Origin of the sequence: Marinobacter pelagius (assembly GCF_900114925.1) — a bacterium.
GTDB lineage: Bacteria > Pseudomonadota > Gammaproteobacteria > Pseudomonadales > Oleiphilaceae > Marinobacter > Marinobacter pelagius.
In genome coordinates this window covers 659,340-680,466 of the sequence record NZ_FOUR01000001.1, presented here as the reverse complement: position 1 = coordinate 680,466, position 21,127 = coordinate 659,340, and the positions used below count along the sequence as shown (strand labels likewise).

The following is a 21,127-nucleotide window of genomic DNA, read 5'->3' as shown; positions in this document are numbered from 1 at the left end:
GGCCTGCCCTGTTCTGAAAATGGACTATGCTGTACTGGGTAAATCCCGAGCGTGGAGGGAGTCATGGCATCAACAGGATGTGTAGGATTCAGGCCAAGAGTGGTCACAGCCTTTATGGCCATGCTGGCTTTGGCAGTTGTTTCCATAGCCCAGGGAGCGGAACGTTCACCTCCCACCGCAGACCACAGCAAGTTCGAAGCGCTCAAGGGTCCTTTCGAGGACGCCACGGAAGTCACCGAAGCGTGCCTGGGCTGCCACACCGAAGCGGCCGATCAGGTGATGGGCACCACCCACTGGACCTGGCTCTACGATCACCAGGAAACCGGCCAGCAACTGGGCAAGAGCAAGGTGATCAACAGCTTCTGTGGCATGGTGGTTACCAACGAGGCCCGCTGCACCTCCTGCCATGTCGGCTATGGCTGGGAAGACATGAACCAGCCACCCCCCCAGGCGGACTCGGCAGTGGATTGTCTGGTCTGCCACGACACCACCGGTGACTACTGGAAATTCCCCACCCTGGCCGGGCACCCCACCTACGTTCCCCGGGAATGGCCGAAAGGCAGTGGCAAGATGGTGCAGCCGCCCGATCTGGCCAATATTGCCCAGAATGTTGGCGCCTCCGACCGGGCAAACTGCGGCAGCTGCCATTTCTATGGCGGTGGCGGTGATGGCGTCAAGCACGGTGACCTGGACTCATCCCTGGTGAATCCGCCCAAGTCACTGGACGTGCATATGTCGCCGGAAGGGCTGGACTTTGCCTGTGCCGACTGTCATTCCACCTGGGGACACAATGTGTCCGGCAGTCGTTACCAGGTCCAGGCCAAGGATACCGTCGGTATCGACGTACCCGGCCACACCGACATGACCCGCACCACCTGTGAATCCTGTCATGGTGCCAGCCCGCACGAGCAGCAGAAACTCAACGACCATGTGGATACCCTGGCCTGCCAGACCTGCCATGTGCCCGAATTCGCCAGGGGCGGCGTCCCCACCAAGATGTGGTGGGACTGGTCCACGGCCGGCAAGCTGGATGAGGATGGTAACCCCATCACCGAATACGACGAGAACGGGCATGTCAGTTACCTGAGCGAGAAAGGCAACTTCCGCCACGGAGAGGATGTGGTACCGCACTACGCCTGGTTCGACGGTACCGTGGAGTACACCCTGATCGATAAAAAACTGGACCTGTCCAATCCGCCCATGGACATCAACCACTTTGACGGTGGTCCGGATGACCCGGACTCCCGGATCTGGCCTTTCAAGTTGATGCGCGGAAAGCAGCCCTTCGATACCGAGCTGGGCACCCTGCTGGTCACCCATGTCTTCGGGGCGGATGACACCTCCCTGTGGAGCAATTTCAACTGGCAGAAAGCCCTGGAAGCAGGCAGCGCCATGTCCGGAATGCCCTTCAGTGGCCAGTTCGACTTTGTCGAAACCCGGATGTACTGGCCCATTGCCCACATGGTGCCACCGGCCGAGCAAGCCCTGCGCTGCGGTTCTTGCCACGCGGCCGAGAGCCGGCTGGCCGGTATCGGGGGCATCTACATGCCCGGGCACGACAGCAATGTCTGGCTTGACTGGATTGGCTGGCTGGCAGTCGCGCTGACCCTGCTGGGCGTGATTCTCCATGCCATCGCACGGATGATCTTCAAGGGGAGGAAGCACTCATGAGCCGGGTAATGATCTATAAACGCTTCGAGCGCTTCTGGCACTGGTGCCAGGCATTGCTGATCTTCACCCTGTTGATCACCGGGTTCGAGATCCACGGCAGCTATTCCTGGCTGGGGTTCGGCGACGCCGCCCGGATCCACACCCTGGCCGCCTGGGCCCTGATCGTGCTCTGGCTGTTTGCCATCTTCTGGCACTTCACCACCGGTGAATGGCGCCAGTACATACCCACGAAGAACGGCCTGTTTGCCGTCATCCACTATTACCTGATCGGCACCTTCACCGGTGCCGAGCACCCGTACCGCAAGACCACCAAGGCCAAGCATAACCCGCTGCAACGGCTGGCTTACCTGTTCTTCAAGGTGGTGATCTCACCAGTGATCTGGGTGACCGGGCTGCTCTACCTGTTCTATAACGACTGGCCGGCAACCCTCGCCGGTGCGCTGGAACTGGAGTGGGTGGCGCTGGTACACACCGGAGCGGCCTTCGCCATGCTGGTGTTCATCATTGCCCACGTTTACATGACCACCATGGGCCACACCCTGACCAGCCATATCAAACCGATGGTGACCGGCTACGAGGATCTTGACCAGTAATCCCCGTAGACCGGAAATACCTCAGTCCTCGATACAGACCGCCCGGCGCCTGACGGCCTGGGCGGTCTTGCCCGCCAGCACCACAATCAGCAAGGTCAAAAGGACCAGCAGTACTGCACCCAGCCCCTTGAAGAAGGCCAGCTCAAGCTGGTGATACATGGCAAAGGTGGCAATGGTGATAGCCGCCATGGGGAACGAGTAGGCCCACCACGACAGGAAGAATTCCAGCCGCAGGAAACGCCGAACCTGGGTCATCAGCATCAGGGTCAGGAAGATAGCGCTGTAGTACAGGATCCGGGCAAAGGCATCCACCTCGCCGGTCAGCTGGAGCCAGGAAATGAACCCGACCGCCGGCGGCGCAATCAGGATAAACAGGGTAGGCAGCAGTTTGGCCGGCAGCGGATGATGAAAGAACATCCGGTAGAAAATGATGGTCAGCAACACCACCCAGAACACCAGACCGATACTGAAGAAGAACCAGGAGATCTCGGGCGAGGCATGCTGAACCCCGGCAATGGGCACCAGGATGTTACCGACAATCGGTATGAACCACGCCGGATTGATGTGGGCAACCTCAAAATGGGTATGGTGCAACCAGGCTGACAACACATACAGGGTGAAGGTCAGGTGCAGAAAGGCGCCCACTGCCCAACATCCGAACGAAATAGTAGCACTGTAGGGCAACACAGCAATGCTGATCAGGATCAGACCGATGGATATGGTCGGAAAGAAATTGAGTTTTACCGGATGGCCGAATTCGGCTTTGACCCGATCCGGATACTTGATCGCCTTGGCCAGGTAGAATCCTGCAAGAACCAGAAAGATAGCAACAGTCAGGCCGAGCAGGATCGGACTTGGCTTTACAGGCAGAGCAAAGAGGGTTTCGGCCCGGTGCCAGGCAATGGTGAACCCGGTCATACCCATGACCACGGCAAACCAGGAAATCGGGAAATTCTGCAAGCGGGAAGGCTGGATCTCGGTCATTACGCCTCTGGTCTCCCTGTTCTGTGAAGCGTGCGCCGGCATACTGCGCCGACGCACCGTTTCATGGCTCAGAAAGTGAACGTGCGCATCGCGGGATTCAGCATCTGGCCCGCCATCTCCGGCGGCATGGCAACGCCGACACCCTCGATCAGGTCATCCTTGGTGTTCTCGCTGTTCGGCAGATACAGGGCGCACACCTTGGCACTGCCGCCGTTTTTCAGCAGACCGCGCAGCATCTGGCCCGGGGTCACATTCTTCGGCTTCAGGGGCTCGGCCTCATAGGACTTGAGGGCCAGGTCACCGGCCTTGTCACACAGCAGGACGTTCACCTTGGCACCCTTTTCCGCCATGGTATTGGACAGCACCATGGCCATGCCCTGGGTCTGCAGCGAATCGCTGGAGAGAATCACCAGGACCTCATCAACGGTTTCCTTGTGATTGTCAGCCTGTGCTACAAACGGCACACAGATGAGCAGGGCGGTCAGGCCCAGTACCTTGAGTTTTCTGATCATGGCTATTGCCTCCTTGACGGGTTTTACGATCGTTTCGCACTTTAACTATAGGCGGCATATCCCGATCACTCAGTGACAAAGTCACTTTCGGCCATAAACCAGGCACAAAAAAACCGGGCCCGAAGGCCCGGCAAGGGGTTGTGAAACCGGTTTGGGGTCAGTCCCAGGCTGCGCCTTCCAGCGCATCCAGGGGAATTTTCAGGTATCGGCGGCCGTTACTCTCCGGTTCCGGCAGGCGCCCGCCGCGGGTATTGACCTGCAGGGCATGCAGGATCAGCTTGGGCATTGGCAGCTCGCTGTCGCGATTGTTTCTCAATGCGACATAGGCCTCCTCACTGGTACCCGCCAGGTGCTTGTTCGCCTCCTTCTGTTCACGAACTGTGCTTTCCCACTGCGGTTCCCGGCCACCGGGCATGTAATCATGGCCGGTAAACAGACGGGTCTCGTCCGGCAGTGACAGAATCTCCTGGATCGAATCCCAGAGCTGGTGGGCATCGCCTCCCGGGAAATCCGCCCGTGCTGTCCCGAAGTCGGGCTGGAACAAAGTGTCGTGCACGAACGCTGCATCACCGATTACGTAGGTCACCGATGCCAGGGTATGCCCGGGCGAGAACAGTACTCGTCCCTTCAGCTCGCCGATGGAGAACTCATCACCGGCACGGAACAGGTGGTCCCACTGGCGGCCGTCTGCCGGAAAATCAGGCCAGTTATAGATACCCTTCCAGAGCTCCTGCACGTCTGTGACGTAGCCACCGATAGCAGTGGGAGCACCAGTCTTGCCCTTGAGGTACTGGGCTGCCGAAAAGTGATCGGCATGGGGATGGGTGTCCATAATCCACTGCACCTCAAAACCTTGTTCCCGCACATAGTCGAGCAGCTCATCGGCATGGTGAGTGGCGGTGGCTCCGGATTTTTCGTCGTAGTCGAGCACCGGATCGATGATCGCACAGTGACGGGTTGCCGGATCGCTGACCACGTACTGGACGCTGAACGTGCGCGGATCGAAAAACCCCGCAACGTCCGGGGATGCTGAGCCTTGGGAAGCGGACAATCTGAAGGTCTTCATCGAACCCTCCTTTCAATAGGTAAGTGCGTTTTCCCCTTTTGTTATTAGATTATTCCTATCAGAACTACTAATTCAAATAGATTAATCTCATGCTTAAAATTTTCAAAAGCTATCGATATAGACATTATTGATAGTCCTGAACTAACTTAGCCTGCATGTCGCACAAGCCGGATATATTTAATTGATATAACGTTATACCCCTATGTTTGCTACTATTTGATCAATATCAACTGCGGCCTGGCAGTTGCTCCAACAATGACAAACAGAGAGGTTAAGGGCATGAGTTTGAATGCAGTCCCCAGGGAATCCGATAAGAAACACACGGTCGTGATTGTCGGTGGCGGGGCCGCCGGTATATCGGTCGCATCCAGTCTTCACAAACGGGACCGCTCCCTCGATATCGCGGTGGTGGAACCTTCCTCCACTCATCACTACCAGCCCGGCTGGACGATGGTTGGTGGCGGCGTTTTTCGTCCCGAGGTGACCTCCAGACCCATGAAAGAGGTCATGCCCTCGTTCGTCAGCTGGTACCAGCAAAAGGTCCTCTCCGTTGACCCGGACCAGAATCGCATCCAGCTCGCCGACGGATCCTGGATGATCTACGAGACCCTGGTAGTTGCTCCGGGCCTCGAACTGAACTGGGGTGCCATCGATGGCCTGGAGGAGGCCCTCGGCCAGAACGGCGTGACCTCAAACTACCGTGAGGGCATGGCCAGCTACACGTGGGAAACCGTTCAGCGGCTGAAGAATGGCCGCGCACTGTTCAGTCAGCCACCCATGCCGATCAAGTGTGCCGGCGCCCCCCAGAAAGCCATGTACCTGTCGTCAGACTACTGGCTCCGGCATGGTGTGCTGAACAATCTTGATATCCAGTTCCACAATGCCGGAGCCGTGCTGTTCGGCGTTCCCGATTACGTACCGGCTCTGGAGTCTTACATCCGGAAATACGGTATCGATGTCCATTTCCAGAGCAACCTGGTGGCGGTGAACGGTCCGGCCAGGAAAGCGACATTCCGCATCACTGATGCCGAAGGCAACGCCCGGGATGAAGAGATCGGTTTCGACATGCTGCACGCGGTACCGCCACAGCGCGCGCCGGAATTCATCCGGGAATCCCCTCTGGCCAATGAAGGTGGCTGGCTGGATCTGGAAGACGATACCCTGCGCCACAAGCGCTTCGCCAATATTTTCGGTCTCGGGGATGTCAGTGGTACCGGCAATGCCAAGACCGCGGCAGCCGTGCGCAAACAGGCGCCGGTGGTAGCGGAAAACCTGCTGGCAACCGTACGCAACCAACCTCTGAAGGCGGCCTATCTGGGCTACGGTTCATGCCCGCTGACGGTAGAGAATGGCCGGATTGTACTGGCGGAATTCGGCTATGGTGGCAAGCTGCAGCCCAGCTTCCCGAAGTGGATCAACGATGGCACCAAGGCAACGAGGGCGGCCTGGTGGTTGAAGGCCAAGCAGCTGCCGGGCCTTTACTGGCACGGCATGCTGAAGGGTCATGAATGGCTGGCAAAGCCCGCACCACGAGGGTGAGGGCTAACGCTCAGTAGGCCCCGCGGATCAGATCGATCCCGGGGTTCAGGACGTCACGCCAGGCTTTGCCCAATTCAGGCGTGTAATGGGGGTCGTGCTGGCGAACGGTTTTCAGCAGGGCCTCCAGCCACAGCGTGTACCACTCCGGCTTGATGTCGTAGTGGTTGCGATTGTGGCTCTCGCCCAGGGCCCTCAGCTTGCGGTCAGACATGCCACGGGCGTGCAGGATCAGCTGCATGATGCCGTTGCGGAGCAGGTGCCGCTGGGCTTCCATGTCGGTTTTCAGGAAGCGGTTGCGGATGGTGTCCGAACCGGACATGAAAAAGTCGTAGAAATCGACGAAAAACTCATCCTTGCGGCAACAACGTCCGTAACTTTGGAAGACCAGATCCGTATTGTTCATTTGCACTCAGTGTCCTTGTCAGTTTTTAGGGATTCCTGATAGGGACACGCATTCTAAATAGTAAGGGAAAGGTTTGTATAGCGACATACCGTAACTACCTGGTTATGCGACAATATGACGCTAAATCGAACCAGACAATTATGGGTTTCAGGCAAACCACCACCGCGGCAGCAGGTTCCGCACCTGCGGACGTGTGAACCGGTCGTCGATGAGCCAGATCACGCCCCGGTCCTCCGGGGTCCGGATCACCCGGCCGGCGGCCTGGGCGACTTTCCGGAGTCCCGGTATCAGGTAGGTGTAGTCATAGCCCGCACCGAAACGTTCCTCTAACCGATCCTTGAGTATTTCGTGCCAGGGATCGAACGGTGGGAGCCCCAGGGTCGCCACGAAAGCGCCGATGAGTTGCTCACCCGGCAAATCGATACCCTCACTAAACACCCCGCCGAGCACGGCAAACGCGACACCGGGCTCCGGCTGCCGGAACTCCGCCAGGAAGGCTTCCCGCTCGGCCTGGCTCATGCCGGGCGCCTGACAGCGCTGGGGAATGTCCGGTGCCTGTTGGGCGAGGGTTTCACTGACCGCCCGGAGGTACTGGAAACTGCTGAAGAACGCCAGGTAATGACCCGGCTGCTCCCGGAACTGGCGGGAAATGATCTCCGCAATTGGCGCCCGGGAGGCTTCCCGGTGCGCCTGGCGGGTACTGATTCTCGGCGTAAAGTGGACCTGCAGCTGATCGGCACTGAAAGGGCTGGGCAGAGAGGTAAACGCCGTGGTTTCCGGCAGGCCCAGCAGATCCCGGTAGTAGATGCCGGGACTCAGGGTCGCCGAGAACAACAACACCGGGCCGGCGGCGGCAAACCGCTCGCGCAGGAAGTCCGCCGGGATCAGGTTCTGGATGGTGAGTGTGGCCCGGCCGCGACCGGCACGGCGGAATTCACACAGGGAGTGGTCACCGAAGCTGTCCGCCAGCTTCATGAAGCCGACGCTCTCGAACAACAGTTCCTGCAGCGCCAGGTCCGGCGGGTTGTCCGCCAGATAATCGGTCAGGGTGGACACCAGCCCCTGCAGGCTGCCGATCAGGCCCGGCGGTAAAGCCTCGATAAACACCGGCACAGCCAGGTCCACATCCTGGTCCCGGATCAGGGTTTGCCAGGCGCGCGCGGTGCGGTCCAGGGCCTTCTTCAGCACCTTCGGGGCAGTTTTCTTTACCCGCAACAGTCGCTGCTGGTCAAGCGTTACCGAGTACATGCCCCGGGCCCGGTCCACCAGGTTATGGGCCTCATCCACCAGGATCGAGACCTGCCACTGGTTCTGGCGAACCAGGCCGTGGAGCAGGGCGGACTGGTCGAACATCCGGTTGACGTCGCCGATGACCACGTCACTCCACCGGGCCATCTCCTGGGCCAGGAAATAGGGACAGATATCATGGCCCGCGGCAATACGCGCCAGTTCGGCCCGGGTGAGTGTCCCGGACTGGGCGGCCTCGGCACGGGCAGCCGGCAGCCGATCGAAGAACCCTTTGGCCAGCGGGCAGGAGTCACCGTGGCAGGCCTTGTCCGGGTGCTCGCAGGCGTCGTCCTTCGCCACCAGTTCCAGCACCCTGAGCGACCAGTCAACAGACTCGTCCTGGGCGGCCCTGAGCTTATCCACAGCATCCAGGGCCAGTTGCCGGGCGGTATTGCGGCAGGTCAGATAGAACAGGCGGTCCTGGTCGGCCCGGGCCATGGCCATCAGGCCCGGAAACAGTGTGCCCAGGGTCTTGCCCAGGCCGGTGGGGGCTTCCAGCAACAAGGTGCCGCCGGTCATGGCATTCTTGTAGACGGTTTCGGCCAGTTGCCGCTGGCGCGGTCGGAAGTCGGCAAAGGGAAAATTCAGGCGGGCAAGGGCCACATTACGCTGTTCCCGGTGGTGTTCTTCCTGCTCGGCCCAGAGGCGAAATTGCTGGCACAGCCCTTCGAGTTCCTGCCAAAGTTCGTCGGCGCTGGCGGTTTCGGCTACCAGGCTCTCCTTGTCCCGGCCGGTGTCGTAATACACCAGCACCAGCTCGATCTTTTTCAGCTTTTCCTGTTGGCACAGCAGGGCACCATAGGCCCGCAACTGCGCCCGGTGCAGAGCCCGCTGGTGTTCCCGAACCCGGGCAAGGTCGCCCCGGTGGGTCTTGATTTCCTCCAGCTGGCCACGGTGGGGATCATAGCCGTCCGCTCTGCCCGAAAGCTTTATTCCCAGGCACTCTCCGGTCAGTAAATACTCGCTTTTGTAACCATAGCCCCGGCGGGACTGGATGGCCTGGTGGCCGGCAATGCCCTCCTCGGAGGAGGGTGCCGGGGTGTACCGGAAGTCCAGGTCCCCGGCCCGGGCAGCAAACTCGCACAGGGTACGCACCGCCGCTTTCATTCACGGCTCCCGACGCCGGAATCCTCGTCCCAACGAACGTAACAGACACTGGCGGGAATACCCTCCCGGGCAAAGAAGTCGAGCCATCGGCGCTGGTGATCCTGCAATCGGTCACCCGGGCCTTTCACCTCCACCATTTCATATCGCGGTTCATCGTCCGGACGCTGCGGGTGGAACTGGATCAGGTCCGGGAAGCCGCTGCGATGCTCCTTCACATTCAGTAGCAGGCGCCGAAACATGGCCTCCAGGTGCTCCGCCGGGATGCACTCCAGAGCCAGCTCGATCAGGTCCTGAGACAGGGCCGGCCAGATAACAAACGGATTCGCGAGCCCCTGCTTGCCATGCCAGGTATCCAGGATGCGCTGCTGGTAGCCGCCATCGCCGAGGGTAGCGAAGCAGGCCTCGAAGTCGGGACGGCGGCGCTCCACGAAATCCTCCCGGGTCAGATCGGCGGGGCCGGTATGGAAGGGGTGGAAAAAGGCACCGGGCACCGGTTTGAAGATTGCCGACCAGCACAACAGGCCGAACAGGCCGTTGATCAGCGTGTTCTCCACATAGGCCACGGGAGCCTCGGGTCGGTGCAGATGTTCCGCTGCGGCCCATTCCACCGAGCCAACCGCCGGCCGGGGTAACGAAATCTGCCATTCATTGATCGGCAGTGTCGTTATCGGAGCCGGCCTGGGCTCGCCCACCTTCGGGGCCACCCGTTTCAGTATCCGGTCCAGGCCCTGGCGTTCGGCATCACTCATTTCTTCGCTTTGCCAATGGCTGGCGATGCCCCAGGCTTCCTCGTGCCGTTTCATCCGCTCCAGCAGCCGCAACTGCTTCAACCGGGCTTCCCGATGCTGGCTCCGGGCCCAGACGGTCAACGCCAGCTCCCGGTCGCCCTGGCGCTCGGCCTGTCGGCCCAGTTCCAGCAGCAGCCGATCCCGACGGCTCGCCAGCCAGGCGTTGGTCACCGGCCCGGGCACCTGAGACCACACTTCAAATGCCGGAACCCCCTCGTCAAGCTGGTCCCGACAGGCCTGCATCGCCAGGTAGCAATCCACTTCCTCCCGATGCGAAAAGGCCCGGGATTCGGCTGTGAATGGCACCTGCTCGTAGCTCTGGTAACCCAACTCCACCAGCACAAAGTCAGACCAGGTCTGGCGGAGGTTACCGAAAAACATTAGCCGGATTCGGTCAAACAGCGCCATGTGTCGCAGACAAACCACCCAGGCCTCACCGGTATCGAACCATTGGTCGAGAGTCCGTGCCTCGGAAAAGTGATCGGACAATACCGTTTTCATGGTCGCTTTGGGCAGTGTGCGGCTGTGGCCAAGCTCTTGCAGGGTATCGGCGAAGGCCGGTCGTAGCTCAGCCAGGGTGAACAGCCGGAACAGCTGATCGAGGTCAAGCAAAGGCTCCGGTTCGAGCCAGTCGGCCGACACCAGGCGGTGCAGGATTTCAGAAACCGGTGAATCCAGCTCCGGATACACCAGTTTGTCCGCCCGGAACAGTTCGCCCGTGCGCATCACCAGACGGGTCAACAGCGCTTTTTCCTCTGTCTCAAGACCGAGGAAGGTTTCCAACAAACGGAATTCGGACCCGGTCAGCAGGTCACCATGGTGATCCAGCACCCAGCGCACCACGGTTTCCATGTTTTCCAGGTAATACAGAGGATTATCCAGGTCCGCGGTACGCGGCACAGAGGCAGGATCAAACGTGGTCATAGGGCGAGCAGGTACTTCACGGAAAGCAGTCAGGTCATGCAACTGTACGCCCGCTCGCCTGCGACCTCAAATGCCCTTTAAATTCCCATGTCCGCGGGCTGCAGCTGCACGCCGGCAACCCGCCAGTCGCCATCACTGCGCACCATCCGGTAGTAGGCATCCCAGCGTTGTCCGTCCGGGCCGGTCAGTCGTACCACCTGGATATCGAACGTACCGTGGGGGACCAGCTCGACAAATTCGATGGTCGTGGCCCGGTGCACGGCAGGGTAGGCCTCCCGAACCATGCTGAAGAACACATCGGCATCACCAAATCGACGCTTGATACCCTCGGATGCAAAGGACCAGGCGGCCTCCTGATCGTCGTTGGCAAAGGCCTCAATCTGCCGCAGGATGGTCTGCTCAATGGCCTCGTCCTGTTCCTCGGCACTGGGCACGCCCGGCAGCGCGACTACCAACAAGACAATGAGAAGAAAAAACGGTAATCGGACTCTTGTCCGGAGAGGATTCCAGGCCATCTTTCTCACCTCCGCTTTTACGCCACGCCCTCCCTGAATCATACGCTGCGGGCCACGAACAGATGATTAAAAAGTGATCGACCAGTAAAGCTCCCGCGACCGTAGCTGTCGCAGCCATTGGTCAGACTGATCAGGCATAATGACCGTCTGATTTTCCAGCCACATACGGTAACCTGTGGCATCAGGATTGAACCGATCGCCAACAAGGAGCCCCATGGCCGACCACTCCGCCATCCAGCCCGGCTTTCACGCCATCCATGCCAACCATCTGGAGGACCTGCGCCGTGCGGTGATCTTCCTGTGCCGGGAAAACCCGCTGCCCCCGCTGCAAAGCGAGACTTTCCTGGTCCAGAGTAACGGTATTGCCCAGTGGCTGAAGCTGGCCCTGGCGGAAAAGCGCTCGGACGACGGTGCCGAAGGGGGACTGGGTATCGCCGCCGGTATGGACTTCCTGTTTCCGGCGCGGTTTATCTGGCAGGCGTACCGGGCAGTGCTGCCTGACGGCGAAGTGCCGGAACAGTCACCCTTCGACAAGCGCCGGCTGGTCTGGCGTCTGTACCGGCTGCTGCCGGACCTGGTGGACCAGGACCAGGCCTTCACGCCGCTGGCGCGGTTCCTGGATGGCAGCGACACCGACCTGCGCAACTTCCAGCTGGCGGAGAAGGTGGCGGACCTGTTTGACCAGTACCAGGTATTTCGCGCCGACTGGCTCAGTGCCTGGGAGCAGGGCCGGGATGTGGTGATTACCGCCCGCAACGAGGAAAAGCCCCTGGACCCGGAGACGCTCTGGCAACCCCTGCTCTGGCGCAAACTGGTGGAGGATGTGGGAGCGGACGCCCACACCAGCCGCTCCCGGATTCACACCCGGTTCATGGCCGAAGGCCAGCGCCTGTCGGCACCGGCGAACCGCTCCCGGCTGCCCGCGCGCATCGTGGTGTTCGGCGTCTCCTCGCTACCACGGCAGGCCCTGGAAGCGCTGTACGTGCTCAGCCGGTTCAGTCAGGTGGTGCTGTGTGTCCACAACCCCTGCCAGTACTACTGGGCCGATATTGTCAGCGACCGGGAACTGCTGAAGGCCGAACGCAAACGGGGGATCGCCCATCCGGAACTGTCGAAGATCGCCGACCCGGACCAGCTGCACCAGCATGCCAATCCGTTGCTGGCGGCCTGGGGTAAACAGGGCCGGGACTACATCCGCCTGCTGGATGAGTTCGACAATCCCGAGGAATACCGGGACCGGTTCGAGACCCCGGACCAGAAGATCGACATTTTCTCCGCCCACGGCGAACCGGGCGAACCAACCCTGCTGCACCAGCTACAGAACGACATCTACAACCTGACGCCGTTGCAGGACATCCGCGCGGAAAGCCGCCAGCTGGACCTGGCCCGGGACCACTCGCTGGTCTTCCACGATGCCCACAGCCCCCAGCGGGAAGTGGAAATCCTCCACGACCAGCTGCTGGCGGCCTTCAATGCCGATCGCGACCTGCGCCCCCGGGACGTGATGGTCATGGTGCCGGACATCAATGTCTACGCGCCCCATATCCAGGCCGTGTTCGGCCGCTACCAGGCCGGACAGAAACGCCACATCCCGTTCACCATCTCCGATCAGGGGCAGCGTCATCACGAGCCAGTGTTGATTGCCCTGGAAACCCTGATGTCCCTGCCGCGCAGCCGCTTCGGGGTGAGCGAGATCCTGAGCCTGCTGGAAGTACCCGGCATCCGGGACCGCTTCGGCATCGACGAGGGCGAGATTCCCCTGGCCCGGCGCTGGGTGGAAGGCGCCAATATCCGCTGGGGCCTGCACGGGCAGCACCGGCAAAGCCTGGAGCTGCCGGCGGAGCTGGAACGCAACACCTGGCAATCCGGCCTGCGGGCCATGTTGCTCGGCTACGGCATGGGTGAGGATGAGCCCTGGGCCGGCATCGAACCCTATGGTGAAATCGGCGGGCTGCAGGCCAGCCTCGCCGGGCGGCTGGCGGAATTCGTGGAACAACTCGAGGACCTTTGGCAGGCCCTGCAAACGCCGCGCACCCCGACGGACTGGGAGACCCTGTTCTCGCAGATGCTCGAGCGCTTTTTCCTCAGGGTCGAGGGCAACGACCTGTTATTGCTCAACCGATTCCGCCGCCAGCTGGAACAATGGCTGGAGGATGCCCTGGCCGCCGGGCTGGACGCCCGCCCACTACCATTGAACATCGTCAAGGATGTCCTGCTGGCCGGATTGGACGAAGGCGGACTGAATCAGCGCTTCCTCGCCGGCAAGGTCAACTTCGCCACCCTGATGCCGATGCGGGCGATTCCGTTCCGCAAAGTCTGCCTGTTGGGCATGAACGATGGCGACTACCCGCGCTCCCGGCCGCCGGTGGATTTCGATCTGATGGCCAACGACTACCGCCCCGGGGACCGTTCCCGGCGCGAGGATGATCGCTACCTGTTCCTGGAAGCCCTGCTGTCAGCCCGGGAACAGCTCTATATCAGTTGGGTGGGCCGCAGCATCAGGGACGATTCCGAGCGCCCTCCCTCCGTTCTGGTGGGCCAGCTGCAGGATCACCTGGACAGCCTGTGGACAATCCCGGGCGAGCCGGACGGATCGGTCACCGAAGCCCTGACCACCCGGCATCCGCTGCAGCCCTTCAGCCGGGATTATTTTCCCCGGAGCAATGGCCTGGAAGCCGGTCACGAGAGCCCGCCCCGACCCCTGGCCGAGGTGCTGCAATCCCGACGCCTGTTCACCTTCGAGCAGGAGTGGCGCAGTGCCCACGGCGCCGAAACAACCGAACCGGATCAGGCACCGCTGCCGTACCAGCAACCGGAGGAGCCGATCCGGCTGAACGACCTGTCGAACTTCCTGAAAAAGCCCATCGACACCTTCTATCAGCGACGCCTGCAGGTGCATTTCGAGGAGCTGGAGGACGATGACACCGATAACGAGAACTTTGACCTCAACGGCCTGGACCGGTGGCGGCTGGACAGCGAACTGATCCGCGAAGGCGTGATCAAGGCCGTCAGCGAGGAAGAGCTGCATGAGCGCCTGGAAGCGACCCTCGATCGCATGGCCCGGCGCGGTGATTTGGGCATGGGGGTCACCGAACACCGGTTGCGCACGGAACTGGCCGGTCGGTTACCGGACCTGCATCAACGCTACCGGGCCGCGCTGTCCGACTGGCCGGAGGCCATCTCCGAACCATTGAACTTCGAGTACCAGTACCGGAACGACACCGGGGCGGTGGAAGTGGTCGACCTGATCGACAACCTGCGCACCAGCCCCGACGGCCGGTTGTGCCGGCTGGTGGTGGCCGGCTCCAGCCTGTTGTCCGGCTCCGGTGGCAGCAGGAAAGTGCGCTACGCCAACCTGATGCGGGACTGGGTGATTCACCTGGCCGGCCAGCTCACCGATCAGCCATTCGAGACCCTGATCCTGGCCAGGGAGGAGAAACGCACCTTCAGTTTCACGCCGATGGCTCCGGAACAGGCCAGGCAGTATCTGGAAGCCATCCTGGCCCGGTGGATGGAGGCTACCACCCGCACCCTGCCGATCCACTGCGAGGCCGGCTTCGCCTGGATCACCAGCTACTACCAGAGCAAGAAATACCGGGGCGATGACGAACGAGCCCGCAGTGATGCCGAGCAGGCCTACAGCACGGCCCTGGAACGGGACACCGGTTACCTGCGCGGTGCTTTCGACAGCCCGGAGGCCTTGCTCGCCAGCGGTGAATTCGAGGCGCTTCTGCATCAACTATACGTGCCCCTGTGGGAGGCAGAGCAGGGCAAGTCCGCCGCCGAACAGATCGAGGGAGAGGCATGAGTACCGAGATGACCAATCGCAATCCGAACCTCGACCCTTTGACCCTGCCCCTGAACGGCAGCACCCTGATCGAGGCCAGTGCCGGTACCGGCAAGACTTTCACCATCGCCATCCTGTACGTACGACTGGTACTGGGTCATGGCCAGAACCAAGACAGTCCGCTGGCCCAGGGCATGCTTCCACCCAACCTGCTGGTGGTGACCTTTACCGACGCCGCTACCAAGGAGCTGCGGGACCGGATCCGCACCCGCCTGACCCAGGCGGCCGAGGTGTTTTCCGACAGTGCGGACGCCAGCGAACCGCCGGCGGAAACCCGACTCCTGTATGAGCTGAGAGACCGCAGTTACCCGGACCCGGCCACCTGGCCGGAGTGCCGGAAAAAGCTGCTGCTGGCGGCGGAATGGATGGACGAGGCGGCGGTTTCCACCATCCACGGCTGGTGCAACCGGATGCTCAGCGAACACGCCTTCGACAGCGGCAGCCTGTTCCGGCTGACCCTGGAGACCGACCAGAGCGAACTGCTGGACGATGTGGTCCGCGACTACTGGCGCACCTTCATCTACCCCTTGCCTCCGGTACTGATGGACGAGGCCCTGGGTCACTGGAAAACCCCGGAAGCCCTGCGCGGGGCCGTCCGTAACCTGATTCCCGAGGCAAGTCAGCTAGGCACTCCGGCCGGCGATGTCCATCAGGTGGTCGATTCGGTGGTCAGCGAGCGCCATGAGCGCGCCCGGGAACTGAAAGCGAATCCGTGGGCCGAGTGGCAGGGCGAGGTGATTGCCCTGCTCAACGAGCTGAACAAGAGCAAGCGCCTGCATGGCGGCAGCAAGAACGCCATGGTCAAGATCTGGGACACCCTCCTGGCCTGGGCGGAATCGGACGAACCGGTTCCGGACGGCCTGGACAAGGCGGGGTTCCGCAACCAGACCCCGGAGGGCCTGGAACAGATCCTCAAGGGCGAGGATCCGGCCCCGCATCATCCCGCGTTCGACGCCATCGATGAACTGATGGAGTTCAGCCAGAACCAGCCCAGCGCCCGGGCGGATATCCTCAGGCACGCCAGCGTCTGGGTGGCGAAACGGCTGGAATCGGAAAAACAGCAACGCTCGGAAATGGGCTTCGACGACCTGCTCACCCGCCTGGACGATGCCCTGCACGGCCCCCGGGGTGATCAGCTCGCCGCCACCATCCGCCGCCAGTTCCCGGTGGCGCTGATCGACGAGTTCCAGGACACCGACCCGGTGCAGTACCGGATCTTCAACCGGATCTACCGGGTTGCGGACAACGATCCGGACACCTGCCTGCTGATGATCGGCGACCCCAAGCAGGCCATCTACGGTTTCCGTGGCGCGGATATCTACACCTACCTGGAAGCCCGCCAGGGTGCCCGGGACCGCACCTGGACCCTGGGCCGCAACTTCCGCTCCTCCGCCAGCATGGTGGCGGCGGTGAACCGGGTGTTCGAGCATGCCGACCAGCACAGCCGGGACGGCGCCTTCCTGTTCGGCAAGGGCGACAGCACGCCACTGCCGTTCCAGGGTGTCGACGCCAACGGCACCAGGCGGCAATGGCGGATCGACGGCGAGGACCAACCCAGCCTCAGTTTCTGGACCGTCGACAGTGAGGACGAGGACCGGAACGGCAACCGCAAGGCCCTGGCCAAGGGCACGGCCACCGCCGAAGTGGCACAAAGCTGTGCCAGCGAAGTCGCCCGAATGCTGACCCTGGGGCAACAGGGCAGGGCCGGCTTTGCGCTGCCGGATAACCCGGCAGACCTTCAGCCGGTTTGCCCCGCAGACATCGCTATCCTGGTCAACAACCGCAACGAGGCGGCAGCGGTACGTGAAGCCCTGGGCCAGCGCCGGATCAAGAGCGTGTACCTGTCCGACCGGGATTCCGTGCTGACCTCCACCGAGGCCAGCGAGGTGCTGACCTGGCTGCGGGCCTTTGCCGAACCCCGGCAACTGGCCCTGACCCGGGCAGCACTGGCCACGCCCACCCTGGGTCAGTCCTGGCAGAGCCTGGATCGGCTACTCACCGACGAAATAGCCCTGGAGCGGGAAATCGAACGGTTCATGGGCTATCACGAGCAGTGGCGGAGCCAGGGCGTACTGCCCATGCTGCGCAGCTTCCTGATGGACTTCGAGGTCCCGGCACGGCTGCTGCAACGGCCCGATGGCGAACGGCGGCTGACCGATATCCTGCACATCGCCGAGCTGTTACAGCAGGACAGCCTGCAGCTGGATGGGGAGCACGCGCTGGTGCATCACTACGCCCAGATCCTGAGGGCGGCGGACGAAGAGGACGAATACCGCACCCTGCGCCTGGAAAGCGACGCCGGCCTGGTCAAAGTCATTACCGTGCACAAGTCCAAGGGTCTGGAATACCCGCTGGTGTTCCTGCCGTTCGGGACTGCCTTCCGGGCGCAGAACGACAAGCAGGCCTATGTCCGCTATCACGATGACCAGGGCCGGCTGGTAACCGTGTTCGATCCGGAGCCCGAGGCGGTCGCCCGGGCCGACCGGGAACGGCTGGGCGAGGATATCCGCAAACTCTACGTGGCCCTGACCCGGGCCCGGTATGCCACCTGGGTGGGGGTCGCCGCCATCGACAACTGGGCACAAAGCGGCCTGGGCTACCTGCTCGGTGGCGAAGGCCGGGAACAGTACCCCCTGGCCGACAGCCTGACTCCCCTGGCAGGGGACGAGGACATCATTACGGTCATGGCACTGCCTGAAGCCGGCACGGCCTGCTATACCGAGGAGGCACCGGAGGCATTGGGGCCGGCACTGGAAGCCAGCCGGGAGGCCCGGGAAGACTGGTGGATTGCCAGCTATTCCTCGATCGAATACACCGGCCTGGCCGGCACCGGCATCGTGTTCAGCGGGGAAGTGGAGGATGCCGAAACCCAGAACCTGCTGGAAGAATCCGCCCAGGGCACCGGCGATGAGGGGCCGACCGTTCCCGCCGATCACTCGCTCCACCAGTTTCCGAAAGGGGCGGGGCCGGGCACCTTCCTCCACGAACTGCTGGAATGGTGCTGCCAGCAGGGCTTTGGCCAGGTTGTGGATAACCCGGCGGTGCTGCGGGAATACCTGGAGCGGCGTTGCACCATTCGCGGCTGGGCCGACTGGACCGAAACTCTGGAGCACTGGCTTCTGAGCCTGATCCGGACCCCCGTGCGCCTGGACCGCGACGGAGACACTCGCGCCGCCCTTAAGGATTTCGGCACCGTGCGACCCGAACTGGAATTCTGGTTCGAGAGCCGCAACGTCGCCACCGGTGCCCTGGACAGCCTGGTGCGCCGGCACACCCTCGAGGGTGCGGACCGGGTCCAGGTGGATAACCGCCGGTTCAACGGCATGCTCAAGGGCTTCATCGACCTGGTGTTTGAACACCAGGGCCGCTACTACGTGCTCGACTACAAATCCAATACCCTCGGGGAAGACGACAGCGCCTACACCGACCAGGCCATGGGCCAGGCCATCCTCGACAAGCGCTACGACCTGCAATACGTACTCTACCTGCTGGCCCTGCATCGCCTGCTCAAGGCCCGGTTGCCCGGTTACGACTATGACCAGCACATTGGCGGAGCCGTCTATCTGTTCCTGCGGGGTATCCATTCCCCCGGTGCCGGTGCTTTCACCGACAGACCGCCACGGGCACTGATCGAACAGCTCGACGCCCTGTTCGATGGTGACACCTTGCACGGGGAGGATGCCGCATGAATCTCGAGCAACTGGAAACACTGCTGGAGCAATGGCGCCAGGCCGAATGGATCCGCCCCCTGGACGTGGCCTTCGCGCGCCTGATCCGGCAACTGTGCGAAGAGCAGGCTGAGACCCCGGAGCCGCTGCTGCTGTTGCTGGCCGCGCTGGCCTCACACCAGGTCGGGCGAGGGCATGTCTGCATCGACCTGGTGAGCTTGCTGGAGGACGCGGGCAACACCCTGGCCTTGCCACCGGAAGAGACCATGGCCGCACTCCCGGTCGGGGACCAGGAGGCATGCCCCTCGCCATCCGAGGTCCTGGCAAAGGCCTCTCTCGAAGACTGCCTGACTGCGCTGGCCAATACTCGAGCGGTAAGTGATGGCTTACTGACCACACCACTGGTTGTGAACGATACCCGCCTTTACCTGCGGCGTTTCTGGCGTTACGAACAACGGATTGCCCGGGGTATCAGCAACCGCCTGGCCCTGAATTCCCCGCTCGATGATCCCGGCTCGGGCGCCACCCGGACCCTCACCGAAACGTTGAACATCCTGTTCCAGCCCGGGGATGACGTGGACTACCAGAAACTGGCCTGTGCGCTGGCAGCGCGCAAACGTTTCGCCGTAATTACCGGCGGGCCGGGTACCGGAAAGACCACGACAGTGGTGAACCTGCTGGCGGCCCTGCAGGCAGTGGCGGGTGAGGATCCGGCCCGCGCCGGCCGGAAGTTCCGCATTCGCCTGGCCGCGCCCACTGGCAAGGCGGCGGCACGGCTGAACGAGTCCATTGGCGGGGCGGTGAGCCGCCTGCCACTGGATCAGCTCCCCGGTCGGGTCCGGCTGGAGGATATCCCCACCCGGGTCACCACCCTGCACCGATTGCTGGGCAGTCGCCCGGATACCCGGAAGTTCCGCCATAACCGGGACAATCCCCTGCTGGTGGATATCCTGGTAATCGACGAAGCCTCCATGGTGGATGTCGACCTGATGGCCTCGGTGTTCGAGGCCCTGCCGGACCATGCCCAGCTGATCCTGCTCGGCGACAAGGACCAGCTCGCCTCGGTGGATGCCGGCGCGGTTCTTGGCGAACTGTGCCAACGGGCCCGGCAGGCCCACTACCGGCCTGACACGGCACAGTGGCTGGAATCGGTGACCGGACAACCACTGCCGGAGAATTTGCTCGATCCACAGGGGCAGGCGCTCGACCAGGCGGTGGCCATGCTTCGCAAGAGCTACCGCTTCACCGAGGGCAGCGGTATCCGTGAACTGGCGGAAGCGGTCAATACCAACACCCTGGATGCCAGGATGCTCGAACATTGTCGCCGGGCGCACTTCGATGATGTGGTCTGGCTCAACGGCGACGACGCCGATCCTGATCCGGAAGCGACCCTGGAGCGCATCTGCCATCACGCCATCTCCGGCAGTCCCGGAGCCTTCCGCAATGAAGGCCGGGGCAGGGTACTGCACGGTAAGGACCTACCAGTCCCCGTGGGCTATCGCCATTACCTTGAACTGATGGCCAACCACCATCTGGGGATGGACAGCCCGTTGGCGGACTGGGACGAGCTGGCCCGCCGCGTGCTGGCTGCCTTCGGTGACTTCCAGCTGCTGTGTGCGCTGCGTCAGGGTCCGTGGGGCGTGGAAGGTCTGAACGAACGCATTGCCCGACACCTGCTGTCGGAAAAACTGATCCCCCGGGCGGAAGGCTGGTACGCCGGGCGGCCGGTACTGGTCACCGGCAATGACTACAATCTCGGCCTCATGAACGGTGATATCGGCATCACCTTCAGCGTGCCCTGGGACCGGGCCGAGAACGGCGAACCCCGTCCGGCGTTGCGGGTGGCCTTCCCCAGCAGCGATGGTACCGACGGCATCCGCTGGATTTCCCCGAGCCGCCTGCAGCAGCTGGAGACGGTCTACGCCATGACGGTCCACAAGTCCCAGGGCTCGGAATTCAATCACACCTGTCTGGTCTTGCCGGATCGCATGAGCCCGGTGCTGACCCGGGAGCTGGTCTACACCGGCATCACCCGGGCCCGGAACTGGTTCAGCCTGATCACCGGTGATGCCGGTGTGTTCAAGGCCAGTGCCAGCCAACGGGTGGTGCGGGCCTCGGGGCTGGCCCGGGCGCTTGCCGCATCCGAGGGGCCGGCCGAGTCGTATATGAACGATTCCTCAACTATAGTCTGACAAGACCCCGAAAGTTCCAGGCAATCAATTC

At 62.1% G+C, this 21,127-nt stretch carries 13 protein-coding genes; 6 read left to right on the top strand and 7 right to left on the bottom strand.

Going from position 1 to position 21,127, the window contains the following annotated elements; all coding sequences use genetic code 11:
* Positions 1–99: 99 nt before the first annotated feature.
* Positions 100–1,671, top strand: a complete 1,572-nt coding sequence (locus tag BM254_RS03050) for a tetrathionate reductase family octaheme c-type cytochrome (RefSeq protein ID WP_245777339.1) — start codon at positions 100–102, stop codon at positions 1,669–1,671.
* Complete coding sequence (locus BM254_RS03045; protein WP_091998437.1) at positions 1,668–2,264, top strand: cytochrome b/b6 domain-containing protein; 597 nt, start codon at positions 1,668–1,670, stop codon at positions 2,262–2,264. Before BM254_RS03050 ends, BM254_RS03045 begins: the two co-directional genes overlap by 4 nt.
* A gap of 21 nt (positions 2,265–2,285) precedes the next feature.
* Here BM254_RS03045 and BM254_RS03040 read toward each other — a convergent pair whose 3' ends face one another.
* From BM254_RS03040 to BM254_RS03030, 3 genes are all read right to left on the bottom strand, one after another.
* Entirely contained in the window at positions 2,286–3,248 is a 963-nt protein-coding gene (locus BM254_RS03040; RefSeq protein ID WP_091998435.1) for an SLAC1 anion channel family protein, read from the bottom strand.
* 68 nt (positions 3,249–3,316) lie between these two features.
* Entirely contained in the window at positions 3,317–3,760 is a 444-nt protein-coding gene (locus BM254_RS03035; RefSeq protein ID WP_091998432.1) for a DsrE family protein, read from the bottom strand.
* Positions 3,761–3,917: 157 nt separating this feature from the next.
* Entirely contained in the window at positions 3,918–4,826 is a 909-nt protein-coding gene (locus tag BM254_RS03030) for an MBL fold metallo-hydrolase (protein ID WP_091998427.1), read from the bottom strand.
* Between the two features lie 279 nt (positions 4,827–5,105).
* Between BM254_RS03030 and BM254_RS03025 the strand changes: the two genes are divergently transcribed.
* On the top strand, positions 5,106–6,365 hold the full coding sequence (locus BM254_RS03025) for an NAD(P)/FAD-dependent oxidoreductase (RefSeq protein WP_091998424.1): 1,260 nt from the start codon (positions 5,106–5,108) through the stop codon (positions 6,363–6,365).
* Positions 6,366–6,375: 10 nt separating this feature from the next.
* Here BM254_RS03025 and BM254_RS03020 read toward each other — a convergent pair whose 3' ends face one another.
* The 4 genes from BM254_RS03020 to BM254_RS03005 form a co-directional block, all read right to left on the bottom strand.
* Complete coding sequence (locus BM254_RS03020; RefSeq protein WP_091998422.1) at positions 6,376–6,768, bottom strand: globin; 393 nt, start codon at positions 6,766–6,768, stop codon at positions 6,376–6,378.
* A gap of 147 nt (positions 6,769–6,915) precedes the next feature.
* Positions 6,916–9,162 carry an ATP-dependent DNA helicase gene (locus BM254_RS03015; protein ID WP_091998420.1) on the bottom strand — a complete coding sequence of 749 codons (2,247 nt, stop codon included), beginning with the start codon at positions 9,160–9,162 and terminating at the stop codon, positions 6,916–6,918.
* Positions 9,159–10,874: a VRR-NUC domain-containing protein gene (locus BM254_RS03010; RefSeq protein ID WP_091998418.1), complete on the bottom strand. Its 1,716-nt coding sequence runs from the start codon at positions 10,872–10,874 to the stop codon at positions 9,159–9,161. The genes BM254_RS03015 and BM254_RS03010 overlap by 4 nt, the downstream gene beginning before the upstream one ends.
* Positions 10,875–10,951: 77 nt before the next feature.
* The gene (locus tag BM254_RS03005) at positions 10,952–11,389 is read right to left on the bottom strand and encodes a DUF4864 domain-containing protein (protein WP_091998416.1); all 438 of its coding nucleotides are present in this window, start codon (positions 11,387–11,389) and stop codon (positions 10,952–10,954) included.
* 214 nt (positions 11,390–11,603) lie between these two features.
* Here BM254_RS03005 and recC point away from each other — a divergent pair, with 214 nt between their 5' ends.
* Genes recC through recD form a run of 3 tightly spaced genes read left to right on the top strand, consistent with a single transcriptional unit; the run spans position 11,604 to position 21,096 of the window.
* Positions 11,604–15,197 carry an exodeoxyribonuclease V subunit gamma gene (recC, locus tag BM254_RS03000; RefSeq protein WP_091998414.1) on the top strand — a complete coding sequence of 1,198 codons (3,594 nt, stop codon included), beginning with the start codon at positions 11,604–11,606 and terminating at the stop codon, positions 15,195–15,197.
* Positions 15,194–18,925: an exodeoxyribonuclease V subunit beta gene (gene recB, locus BM254_RS02995; protein ID WP_091998413.1), complete on the top strand. Its 3,732-nt coding sequence runs from the start codon at positions 15,194–15,196 to the stop codon at positions 18,923–18,925. The genes recC and recB overlap by 4 nt, the downstream gene beginning before the upstream one ends.
* A complete protein-coding gene (recD, locus tag BM254_RS02990) occupies positions 18,922–21,096 on the top strand; it encodes an exodeoxyribonuclease V subunit alpha (protein WP_091998411.1) in 2,175 nt (724 codons plus the stop codon). Before recB ends, recD begins: the two co-directional genes overlap by 4 nt.
* Positions 21,097–21,127: the final 31 nt, after the last annotated feature.